8 protein-coding genes and 1 tRNA gene are annotated in these 11,945 nt (G+C 59.8%); 1 reads left to right on the top strand and 8 read right to left on the bottom strand.

Translation table 11 applies throughout. From position 1 onward, the window contains the following. On the top strand, positions 1 to 653 hold a 653-nt coding region (gene istB, locus ACYVL5_RS05015), incomplete at its 5' end, for an IS21-like element helper ATPase IstB (RefSeq protein WP_460594454.1). 1,102 nt (positions 654 to 1,755) lie between these two features. Here istB and ACYVL5_RS05010 read toward each other — a convergent pair. The 8 genes from ACYVL5_RS05010 to ACYVL5_RS04975 form a co-directional block, all read right to left on the bottom strand. Beyond that, positions 1,756 to 4,200 (bottom strand): CARDB domain-containing protein, encoded by a 2,445-nt coding sequence (locus ACYVL5_RS05010; RefSeq protein WP_460594453.1) that lies wholly within the window; start codon positions 4,198 to 4,200, stop codon positions 1,756 to 1,758. Between the two features lie 420 nt (positions 4,201 to 4,620). After that, positions 4,621 to 5,292: a fibronectin type III domain-containing protein gene (locus ACYVL5_RS05005; RefSeq protein WP_460594452.1), complete on the bottom strand. Its 672-nt coding sequence runs from the start codon at positions 5,290 to 5,292 to the stop codon at positions 4,621 to 4,623. A 216-nt stretch (positions 5,293 to 5,508) separates the two neighbouring features. After that, a tRNA-Met gene (locus tag ACYVL5_RS05000) sits at positions 5,509 to 5,585 on the bottom strand. A gap of 240 nt (positions 5,586 to 5,825) precedes the next feature. Continuing rightward, positions 5,826 to 6,491: an FKBP-type peptidyl-prolyl cis-trans isomerase gene (locus ACYVL5_RS04995; protein WP_460594451.1), complete on the bottom strand. Its 666-nt coding sequence runs from the start codon at positions 6,489 to 6,491 to the stop codon at positions 5,826 to 5,828. A 104-nt stretch (positions 6,492 to 6,595) separates the two neighbouring features. Next, positions 6,596 to 7,132 (bottom strand): Ros/MucR family transcriptional regulator, encoded by a 537-nt coding sequence (locus tag ACYVL5_RS04990; RefSeq protein WP_460594450.1) that lies wholly within the window; start codon positions 7,130 to 7,132, stop codon positions 6,596 to 6,598. 373 nt (positions 7,133 to 7,505) lie between these two features. Then, positions 7,506 to 8,486, bottom strand: a complete 981-nt coding sequence (glk, locus tag ACYVL5_RS04985; protein WP_460594449.1) for a glucokinase — start codon at positions 8,484 to 8,486, stop codon at positions 7,506 to 7,508. 159 nt (positions 8,487 to 8,645) lie between these two features. Next, positions 8,646 to 11,060: a glucan 1,4-alpha-glucosidase gene (locus ACYVL5_RS04980; RefSeq protein WP_460594448.1), complete on the bottom strand. Its 2,415-nt coding sequence runs from the start codon at positions 11,058 to 11,060 to the stop codon at positions 8,646 to 8,648. Positions 11,061 to 11,080: 20 nt separating this feature from the next. Next, the gene (locus ACYVL5_RS04975; protein ID WP_460594447.1) at positions 11,081 to 11,863 is read right to left on the bottom strand and encodes a Rossmann-fold NAD(P)-binding domain-containing protein; all 783 of its coding nucleotides are present in this window, start codon (positions 11,861 to 11,863) and stop codon (positions 11,081 to 11,083) included. Positions 11,864 to 11,945 lie beyond the last annotated feature (82 nt).

Here is an 11,945-nt window from a genome sequence, read left to right as displayed (position 1 = left end):
CAGGGATCAAGAGCCGGGCGACACCGGAGAAGATCCTCTGCGACCTTCTGGAAGCGGAGATGGCGGAACGCAAAACCAGAAGCATCCGCTACCGCATGGGCCTCGCGAGGTTCCCTGTCGACAAGGACTTGGACGCGTTCAAATTCTCCGACTCGCCCGTCAACGAGATGCAGGTGAGACGCCTCTACGAAGGGGGCTTTCTTGCCGATCACACCAACATCATCATGGTCGGTGGCACCGGATCCGGCAAAACCCACTTGGCGATAGCGATTGCCAGACAGAGTATCCGTGACGATAAGAAGGCAAGGTTCTTCAACGTGCTGGACCTGGTCAACCAACTGGAGCAGGAGAAACTAGATGGTCGCGGTGGCAAGCTGGCTGAGCAACTCGCCCGGCACGACCTGGTCATCCTCGATGAGTTGGGCTACCTGCCGTTCTCGAAGAACGGTGGCCAACTGCTGTTCCACCTGATCTCGAAGCTCTACGAGCGAACATCGCTGATCATCACCACCAACCTCACCTTCGGGGAATGGCCTCAAGTCTTCGGCGACGGTAAGATGACGACGGCACTGCTGGACAGGGTGACTCACCACTGCGAGATCGTCGAAACCGGCAACGACAGTTGGCGGATCAAGACCCGGATCAAGAAGTAAAAACTGCTACCTGAGGTGGGTCAATTTTGGACGCCGATGGTGGGTCAATTTTCAAAGCCGATTGACAGCCTGTCCCCTTTTCCTGTCCTTTTCCTGTCCTTTTCCTGTCCAAAAACTTCCCCAAAGGCACCCTCACCCGGCCTTCGGCCACCCTCTCCCGAAGGGAGAGGGGAAATTGTGAGAGGCCTTCGGCCACCCTCCCCCCTGAAGGGGCGAGGGGATTTTACACACACTTGCAGAAGATACGTCGAGAACTCAGCTCCGCGCCTCTTTCTCAGAAGTTCTGAGCGATGGTGGTGCCGGAGGGGGCCCAGATGCGGAGGCGGCTGGGGGTGGACGAGACGACGTCGAATCCGGGGAGGTCGGTCTTGTCCATGTTCCAGGCTGCAAAGCTTATGTACTGCGATACGGTTCCCGTGGATGGGAGGATAAGATGCGTGCCGGTAAATTGTGCGCCGAGCCCTGCCAATTCGAGGGTATAACCCTCATTCTCAGCCTCCTCCGCCATGCTTCACGCCCAACAAACTAGCTCCGGTAAAGGGGCGTGAACAGGAGGGGAAGATTCGATAAAACGATTTCATAGTCAAAAAGCGAGCCAAGATGGCTGTAAGCTGCAGTATCTTCACATTCTGCACATTTACAAGCCTTAAACGAGGCTCCTTAATGCATTAGATTACATTTACTGTTCGTTTTTTTACAATCCGAACACCTTAACGCCTAAAAGATGCTGTTTTAGCGTCACTTTGCCGAGTTGTAAAAAAATTCACAGTGAAAAATTTTACAGGGGGGCGATATCCCGCGGAGGCGAGAGGTTAAATGAGGGTGGGTGTTGTTTTGCGGACGGTTCGGAAGGTTCAGCGGAATTTTTTCCGCTTAAACGCCCGCTGGCGGTTTTGTCGCGCTGGCTTTGGCTGTTATCGAATCTTTTTGCAGGATGAAGAGACGCGGACGGCAGTTGAGCGTTGGCCGGACGACGTTATCGTCTTTTTTTTCGGCGATAACGGTAAGGGACAGATGGTTTCCCGCGTTGTGCTGCTGCTTTAGATGCCCCCTCCCCTTGAGGGAGGGGGCACGGGTCGGTCAAGCACCCACTTTAGGGCCTTTACTGTATCGTCGTTGGAATTCCTGCCAACGCGTTGTTGGTTTCGTCCATCTCCTCGTTACGGTCGGAGCTATCGGCATAGGCGCCGATGTAGTACGTTCCAGGGGCGACCGGTGGCACGGTGGTGATGACGTTGAAGGACTGCTGTGCCCCGACTGCGAGGTAGCTCACCAGGCTCTGCCGGAGGCTGGTGCAGCTGGTGGTGATATTGCTGGTCGGGCAGAGATAGAGTCCCACGTAGTAGCTGTTCATTGCGGGGCCGATCCCCTGGTTTTTCACGGTCACGGGAACGGTGATCTGCTGCCCCACGGTGGCGGTAGCCGGGGTGGTCACCTGGGTCATGACGAGGTCGGGTCCTTTGAGGACGTTGGTCTGAGTCGCAGCGGCCAGGATGTTGTTGCTCTCGTCGGCTTCGACTACCTGGTTGGAGGGGTCTGCTATCGCGCCGATGTAGTAGTTTCCGCTCGGCACGCTTCCAAGGGGGGCATTCAGATTGATGGTCGTCTGGCCGCCGGGGGCCAGTGAGGTGAACATCTTGGTTGCGAGGTTCACGCAGGAGGTGTTTATGTTGTTGGTCGGGCAGAGATAAAAACCGACGTAGAAGGTGCCGGTCGAGCTGTACCCGATATTTTTGATGGTGGCCGGGACGGTGATGGTGGTCCCCGGAATCGCGGTCGCAGGCGGGGTCAGGGAGGTCACCACGAGGTCGGGAAGCGCCTGCCCAAAGACGGCGTAGATGGTGTGATTTGCGTCCACATGGTCGAAGGTGTAGGTGGTTGTCAACACTACAGGTTGGCCATCGACATAGAGGTTGGTCAGCACGTAGCCCGTGGACGGGGTGATGGTGAAGGTCTGGCTGCCGCCGTAGTTGACGGTTGCTGATGCCGGGGTAATGCTGCCGCCGGGGCCGGCGGTGGCGGTGATGGTGTAGGTGTTGATGGCGAAGGTGACCGAGATGGTATGGTCCGCGTCAACGTGATCGAAGGTATAAGTGGTCAGCGCACCTTTGTCGACGTTGTCGACGTAGACGTGATCGACGTGGTAACCGGTGTTAGGCGTGGGGGTAAAGGTCACGCTGTCGTCGTAAAAGACGGTGACGGCGCCGGAGGGAGTGATCGTCCCGTTGGGCCCTGCGGAGGCGGTGATCGTGTACCTGTTGCGCTCGAAGCTTGCCTCGATGGTGTGGTCGGCTCTGACGTTCACGAAGTTGTAGCTGGCAACCGCCCCTTGGGAGTAGCCGTCCACTTTGACATCGAGGATATGATAGCCGGGGTTGGGGGTGATGGTGAAGGGCTGGCTCGTACCGGCCGGGACCAGCACGGCGCCCGACGGGCTGATGCTGCCGCCGGGCCCTGCCGATGCGGTTATGGTGAAGGCGTAGGTCAGGTCGACGTCGTGCAGCACGGGGGAGGTGATGCCATCCCAGGTGAGCTTGAACTGGATTTCAGCAGCATTGGTGAAGGGAACGGCCAACGGGACGGTGGTGGTGATGCTGCCGTCACCCTCGGTAGTGGTCGATGCCCCATCCGCGGAAGTGTCGTACCATGCGTCCGCCTTGCTGTTGGGGCCAAGATAGGTAGCGGTGTCGAGGGATGCAACGTCGGAAGCGGTGCGCATCTGTAACTGGATGTTCTGACCGGGACCCAAGGGGTCGGCGTTCCAGCTCAGCAGTATGGTGGTGGCGCCGGTAAAGCCGAGGGCAGGTGCGTCGAGGCGCAGGCCGACATTGCCGGGAGCCGTACCGCCGAGTATGCCGACTACCGGCTCGACCTCGATGTCCTGAAGCACGGTGTTGGTGGTACCGTCGATGACGGTGACGTAGTTATTGGACTTACTCGTCAGGTAGACCTTGTTGTCCGCCTTGACCGTGGCGGTAGTCGCTCCGGCCGTCACCGTCACCGTCTGCAGGACGGTATCCGAGGGGGCGTCCAGTATCGCGACGGTCTGGTCGCCGGTGTTGGCGAGGTAAACCTTTTTGTTGGCGGAGTTGTAGGCGGCGGCATAAACGCCGTTGGTGGCGGTGCCGATGGAGAGGGTCTCGATGATTTGGCCGGTGCCCGCGTCAACTTCCAGGACGGCGTTACTGTTTTGCTGTCCAACGTACAGCTTGTTGTCGTCCGCATCGTAGGCTATTCCCGCCACAGCATTGGGGAGCGGGATAGACCCGGTCACCTGGCCGGTAGCGGCATCTATCACCGATAACGAGGTGCGCGTGGTCCCCGAGGTGTAGATCTTCGAGGAAGTGACGCAGGTGATGGTAGCCGTGGTGACGAAATCCTTCGGGACGCCCACCTTGATGCTGTCCGGCAGGCTGGTGGTGTCGATGTTAATCCTGTTGGTCGGCGTGCCGACGGTACTGGCATTGCTTTCGAAGTCTGCCTTGGTCGTCCAGCTCACTGACGGCCCCGCTGCCATGGCGGTCATCGCGGTACCGATTATTGCCATGGCGACTATCACTGCGAGTTGGCGTTTGAGTAGGAACGAAATCATTTGCTTCAACCGCTTCATTCTCTTCCCTCCAATAAAGTGTGATGAACGATTCGACAATTGCTCACTAGCGGCCTGTTCCCCTCCTTTTCCGAAATGATCACGACAAACACGAAGGCGTGCACGTCTAAAAGGGTAATGATTTAGCAACATTCGAGCCGGAAATAAAAATATCTCGAATTTTTACTCATGAACCTGGTTAACTAGGTGAATTCCTGTATTTTGTTTTTTTGCATGGGTAAGGACGGTATGCTGGTGAGGCGGGGAGGTGTGAGTGGCGTGCGGCGCCAGGAGTCGTTATAACACCGAAACGGACGGCTAATAGGCGGCCCCCCCCTCCCTCAAGGGGAGGGGGAGTCACGGCAGGAATGGTAACAGTTAGAGGACGATTATGGAGACGGGCTGGGACCAGGGGCCGGGGCCGCCGGGGCCATCGGTCCTCAGGCGGATGTAGTAACGGTTGGCGGGCTCCAGGTCTCTCAGTTCAATTTTTTTGCAGCTTTGATAATGGCCGCCGGGATTAAACCAGCTCTCCTCGGAGGTGGGTTCTCCCTTGCAAAGCTGGAGGAGATAAGGACCGCCATTGCGGATGTGCTTCCCCTCGATGACGATACCCCCGGAGACTTTTTTCATGTGTTTCACGGCGATCCGGATCTCAATCTGTTGGGGGCTGCCGGCTTTGCGTACACTCTTTGGCTGGTTCCCTTTGATGGGCAAGCTGAAGGTGTGCAGCATGGTCGGGTCTCTTTTTCCCATGGCGAGAATTCTCAGGTAGCTCACACACGCATCTACGTCGATCTCCGACTCTTCACGGAGGGCCTGACGCTTTTCCTTCAACAGAGAATCCCCGCGGTCGGCGCCGACGCCTACCTCCTTCATGGCGGCCACGTGCTGCCGCAACCGGTCGCTTCCGGGTACGAAGTCGGGTCTGCCGTCGTTGTAGGCCTCGTGATTCTCCAAGGCGTCAGCAAGCTGGTTGAGGGTTGTGTAGTACTCGGGGTACGTCTGCTTGCGGAAGTTCGTGTCGATGACATAGTAGTCGGTCAGCATGCTTCACCCCCTGGTTAGAATTAACATGTACTAATTTACCAAAGAGGCGGGGTGTGTCAAGGGAGGATTATTTTCGCTCACCCGAGCCCCAACCCTCACCCTACCCCTAGCCCGGGTGGAAAGTGGAAAGTGGAAAGTGATTTCAAAAAGGGGGGAGAATTTGGAGGGCTGAACATGAAAAGGCCCCCTGACGTTCGTCAGAGGGCCTTTTATAAATGGTGGCGGTGCAGGGACTTGAACCCCGGACACTACGGATATGAGCCGTATGCTCTAACCGGCTGAGCTACACCGCCAAGCTCTAAATTATACACGCGTCTTGCCGCCCTACTCTTTCGAGCCCGGCGCCTCAAGAGCTTCCCTTTATAGTCGAGAGCGGCTTCTTTGTCAAACAAAAAATGCATGTCCCCATCCTCACCCTGCCTCTTCTTTTCGGAGGGGGGCAGCCCAATGCCCACCGCTCTTTTCAGGCTAGCCCCCATCCTCACCCTGTCCCTCCCCTTGAAGGGGAGGGAACCTTGTGCGGAAGGAGGCTGCTACTTCTTGTCTACACCGAGGAGCTCTATTTCGAAGACGAGGGTGGAGTTGGGGGGAATCAGGCCGTTGCCGCGGTCGGCATAGGCGAGCTCGGGGGGGCAGACGAGTTTCGCCTTGCCGCCGACTTTCATCATCTGAACCCCTTCGGTCCAGCACTTGATGACCTTGTTGAGCTCGAATTCGACCGGGTGGCCGAGAAGATAGGAACTGTCGAATTCCTTCCCGTCGATCAGGGTCCCGCGGTAGTTGACCTTCACCTTATCGGTGGGCACCGGACTGGCCCCGGTCCCTTCCTGAAGCGGGATGTAGACGAGGCCGGAAGCGGTCTTCACCGCTCCCTTCTCGTGGGCGGCATTGTCCAGATAACTTTTTGCCTGGGCGGCCAGCCGGGCGCCACGCGCGTCGCGGCGCTCACTGGCGAAGCGCTCGATCTTTCCTTTGTAGTTTTCCAGGTCCACGAGCGGCTTTTTCCCGGAGTTTCCATCCCGAAGCCCACGGATGATGATGTCCAGCTCGTCTTGAGTCGGGTTAAGGACCGAAACCTGCCGGGCCATCACGAGACCGATGGCATAAAGTGTCTTTTCGTCCTCGGTCTTCAACTCGTCGGCGGCAAAGACTGGTACAGCAACAAGCATTACAAGTACGGCAAGCAGTAAAGTACGCATGGTTCCTCCACTCATGAGATGTATTAAAGAGCGAGTATACCACATAAAAAAAAAGGCACCCCACCTGGGGTGCCAAATTCGAAGCGGACGACTCTTGCCTGAGGCTATTTCGCAGCCTTGGGAGCCTTGGGAGCCTTGGCCGGTTTAGCCGGCTTGGCCGCTTTGGCGGCGGCAGCCTTGGCGGGACGGCCGGGCTTGGCGGGAGTAGTTTTCTTGGCCTCGATGTTGGCCATGCGAACTTCGCGAGCCTTGGCGAGATTGTCTGCCAGACCACGGTCCTGGGCCATCTTCCTTCTTGCTTCGGAATAGCTCTTGGCGGAGAGCGCCTGTTTGCTGGAAATCCCGAACTGTTTCTTGTAGGCGCCCGGCTTCATTCCATGGGCGGTGGTCAGATGACGGGCAAGAGTTTTGAACCCGCCTTTACCACACAAAAGGCAAACAACCTCGTTCTTCTTGAAGGCATCCTTGACGGTGATGGTAGGTTTAGCCTCTTCGACTGCATCTACCGACTGCCCCGCTTCCAGATTTTTCAGTGCAGCATGAACTTTTGCGATTTCTGCGAGAAGCTCGTCCGAGGTCATCGGGGTGCTGGAAGCGTGCGACGATACCAGCTGTGCTGCGATTTCTACTAATGTAGCCATCTAAAATCCTCCTTATTGTTGTCACCTGTTTTGATTAATATCAGACGCGGAAAATTTGTCAATAAAAAGTGTATTTGTAAATCCTAGACCCAGTCCTGATTATCAACATACTGCACATTGTTCTCGCTTCAAAAATTATCGCTTCGATATTTTCCTCCCGATTTTTCCTAAAACAACTTCTCCTCAGTACTTAAATTCAAGAAAACCTTATCACGGTATAGTGTAAACACCGCGTTTTGGCGCATTGTAATGAACTGTCGACGGACAAACAAAGGGTGAAAGTCTTAGCCAGTATAAGGAAAAACCTTACCTTGGGCATGATGGGAGGGAGACGACGGGATACGATCGAAGGCGGGGGAAAACAAAAACGACGCTAGGGCAGGAATATAGCGCCTCGACCGGCGCCAAGGAGGGCGGTCTTTTCGTTGAGGATGACGTGGACCGGTATCGACTGAACCAGGGCGCTCAGGCGACCTTTGGATCCGAAGGCCACCATGAAGCCGGGAGTTTTCAGGCGGGGAAGGATGCGTGGCGGGATTCCTCCCCCGAGATAGACTCCCCCGGTGGCAAGGAAGCGAAGGGCGGCGTTGCCGGCTTCTGCCCCGTAGACCTCCACGAAGATGTCGAGTGCCTTGGCGCAGAGGGGGCAACTGTCGTCCAAGGCCGCGCGGGTAATGACGGCGGGGGGATCGCCGCCGTTCATGGCGGCAATGACCTCTGCCTGTTCGCTGTAATAGTGGCGGTCCCGGAGGAAGCGATAGATATCGAGCAGCCCGGGTCCCGAAACGACGCGCTCGTAACTGACCCGGCCATGCTTCGCCTGGAGGTACAGCAACAGTTCCGACTCGAGCTGGTTGCGGGGAGCGAAGTCGGCGTGCCCGGCCTCGCTGGGAAGTGGCCGGTGGGTGTTGCCGTCCCAATAGGCGAGGGATTGACCGAGGCCGGTGCCGGCGGAAACGACGGCAATGGTGCCATCAGGCTTGGGGGTACCGGCGTTGAGGGTGCAGAGATCTTCCTTACCGAGCGCGGCGATCCCGTAGGTGTTGGCCTCGAGGTCGTTGATCAGGCGGACCGACGTCAATTCCAGGAGTTTAGCGAGTTCCACGCTCTCGATATGCCACGGGAGATTGGGAGTCCGGACCCCTCCTTCCAGGACCGGCCCGGCGATGCCGAAACAGGCTTTCTTGGCGGAGAACCGGTGCTGGGTAACGAAGCGGCTGACGATCTCGACGAGGCTTCCATGTTCACGGCTCGGATAAAAACCTTCCGCGAGGGAAACGAGCTTCCCGTCTCCGGTTTCATAAAAGGCGAGCCGCGTGGTGGTGCCGCCGACGTCTCCCGCAAGGACAATCATATCAACTACCTCCGCCAACAGGTCTGCCATAAAGAGTGTCCGGCGTCAAGATGGAAGCGTCCAAGACCGCTCCCCCTCTCGCCGGCTGCGGGGGGAATTCATCTATCGGCCGGGGTCCGCAGGACGGGTGGGAAGGATCATCGAAAGGCCGGCTGCGCCCTACGGAGCGGCGGCGACCTCGATGAAATAGTCGGTATCTTCCCAGACACCGGCGTTATGCCAATAGAAGGTGAAGACGATCCACCGGCCCGGGGAAAGTGCCGCGGTTTCGAGGTCGGCCACCTGCATGCCGACGGTGGTGTCGCGGCTGTCGATATCGGTGAAGGTTTGCCAGTCGTCCCCGCTCCAACGGACCATCGCCGCGGTGGGGGTCTCGATACGGAGTTGCTGACCGGCGGGGATAGAACGGATCATGTGGTTGTATCGCCAGACGAGCCTCGAAGAGGTGATCTTGTCCCGGAGGTAGCGCTGTACGGTCTGCGGCGGCAGATCGAACACCTTGCCGTCCCTCAGGGAGCGCAGGAGTTTCAGATACTCGGCATGGGCCCATACGAGCGGCATCGCCGATCCCGACGGGGAGCCCCGGAAGAGCTCGAGATCCGGGAGGTCGTCGGCGTCCCAGACCTGTTCCGGAATGAGCCCTTCCCTGCTGGCGTAGTTCTCCATGGCGCGGGCCAGCCTCTGCGCCTCGTCGTCGCGGCCGGCGGCCAGTTCGTAATGGGCACGCTCGCCGGTCAGCAGCGGCCACGCCCTCCCGATCCCGACCTTTTCGAACGGTTCCCCCCCTTCCCTCTCGCCGTAGCCGTCGTCGTTGTACCGATGCCAGAGAGGCCCCTTGGAGGTCTCGAACTTCAAAAGCGCATCGATCACCTTGATCGTGCCGGTGATGCGGGGATCGTTCGCCTCCCGCAGGCCGAAACGCACGAGGGCCAGGGCGTCCGGGCTCACCAGGTGGTTGGCGGGGAGCGTCCCGCTGTCGTCGGGGACGTTCTTCACCAGCACCCGTTCCTGAAAACGGGAGACCGGCTCTTCGCCCTCCGCAGGGGTGATCCGCACGTAGTAGCCGGGGACGTCGTATTTTCTGGCCCAGTCGCTCTCGGTGGCGTACATCCAGCGGTCGATGCTGTCGTTCCAGACGTCGGCGGTCTCGCGGAAGTAGCGGCCGACTTCCGACTCGCCCTGGGTATCGGCCAGGTCGGCGGCGGCCAGCAGGGCGGCGATTTCGGTGGCGACGGTGAAAAGAGAGTAGCCGGGGTCCTCCTCCCAGCGGTCCTGGGGGCTCACCGGTCCCATGGAGAGGAGGTAGGACGCGGCCCGCCGGACCATCGTCCAGAAACGCCCCACCCCTTCGCTGTCGAGCGCCCCTTCGCGCCGGGCCATGTCGACCAGGAGCACCGGGAGCGCGGTCTCGTCCATCTGGATCCCGCTCCAGTAGGGCGAGCCGTCGAGCCACATGTTCTGTGCCCAGTGGCCGTCATCCTCCTGGGTCGCCTGGAGGTAGCGCAGGACCCTCAGCACCTCGTCATGGGCCCCGACCGCGAGGAGGGCGCCGGCGGACTCGACCAGGTCCCGCGGCCAGACCAGGTGATACCCGCCCAGGTCCGCGTCCCCCTTGCTGAATCCCCAGGGAATGGCAAGGCTGGCGATGATCCCGCCGGGAAAGTTCACCGCCTCGTGGCTTTTAAGGACGGCGGTACTGACCCGGAAATAGTTGATCCCCCTCCCCTTTTGGGCATCGTCCAGCGGCAGGAGGCTCCGCTGCCAGTTCTTCCATTGTTCGAGGTAGGTCTCCAGGGCGGGGAGATAGCCGTCCTGCAGGCTGGCCCGGGCCCGGTTGCCGGCCTCGGTGGCCCGGTGGCCGAAGCCGAGGGCGAGCAGGAAGCTGCCGCCGCAGCTCAGAAGATCGATCTCGCCGACCAGGGCGATGTTGCCGTCCGGCGCGACCATGTATTCCCACTGCATCTCACCGTGATTCATGATGTCCTGCCAGCCGTCCGAGGTGCCGACGTACCCGACGCTGCGCTTGAGCCAGGGAGCCGAACAGGCGAGCGCCAGGGCCGACCCGTCACGCTCGGCGAAGAGCATCGGCACCCCCTTGTAGTCGCCCACCCAGCCGTTGTTCCCCGCACCATGGTTGGCGAGATGCGGGGCGATCAGGACGTACAGCCGATAGTCGGAGAGATTCCCCTGAAGCGGGGTGAAGGTGGTCTGCTGCAGCACCGTTTCACGGGCGGGATCGGTCAGGACGACCTTTTCGATCCGGTAGCGCCCCTGGCGGCACTCGGTGATCACCCGGAAGGCGGGGACGCCGTCATCGACCCAGCTGGTCTGGTGGTCGGCATCTCGTTTCTCCTCGGAGAGGAAACCCTCCGGTCCGGCCACGATGAGACCCATGTCCCGCACGCAGGCCTGGTCGATCCTCGGGAAATAGATCTCGTTGAAGATCCCGTGGCTGAGGGTAAACCATACGGTGCTCAAGGGGCTTTGCGATGTCCCTACCGCCGACTTGGCGCTGGAGGTCCACCGGCCGGGGATTCCCGGCCATCCCGGGGCTCGACGCTCTTCCTGGTCCATCAGTAACTCCTGGAGGCGGATCAACCGCCGTGGGCAAAGTCGGGGAAGTCGGTCATCCCTCCGTCGATGTAGACGGTACGGCCGGTCAGGTAGGAGGCCCGGTCGGAGAGCAGGACGACCACGAGGGAGGCGATCTCTTCAGGGGTGCCCAGCCGCCGCAAGGGGATCTTGTCCAGCAGGTCCCGCTTCCCCTTGGGATCGGTCCAGACCGGGCGGTTGATGTCGGTCTCCACGGCACCGGGGGCAACGGCGAGCGCCCGGATGCCGTAGGGTGCCCCCTCCTGGGCGATGTTCTTGGTCAGCATCCCGAGGGCGGCCTTGGAGGCGGTGTAGGCGCCGTGCCCCGACCAGGCGATCTCCTCATGGACGGAGGTGATGTTCAGCACCACGCCCCCTTTCTGGGGAACCATCCTGCCAAGCGCCTCGCGGGCGCAGTAGTAGGCGCCGAAGAGATTCACCTCCAGGACCTTGCGCCAGTCGGCGACTTCGCTCTCCCAGGTGGCGCAACGGACGCCGTCCATGCCGGCGTTATTGACCAGCAGGTCTATCCCTCCCCAGACCTCGTCGACCTTGCGGAACATCGCCGCCACCGCTGAGGGATCGGAGACGTCGGCCTGGACGGAGATCGCGGTACCGCCGCGTTCGGTGGTCTCGTCCAGAAGCGAGGAAGCCGTCTCGGGATGGGTGAGGTAGTTGATGGCCACCTTGGCACCGGCTTCGACCAGGCTCCGCGTGATGGCGCGGCCGATCCCGGAGTTGCCGCCGGTCACCAGCGCACGCTTCCCTTCCAGGGTGATCCGCATGGGGGCCTCCAACCTCTCAACGACAAAACGGTCCGTTCGCCTGGCGAAATGGTAGCCTTCACCGGGGCACGGCGGGTTTCGG

The sequence above is a fragment of the Geomonas sp. Red276 genome, assembly GCF_054784495.1.
This window is presented reverse-complemented; position numbering and strand designations above follow the sequence as displayed.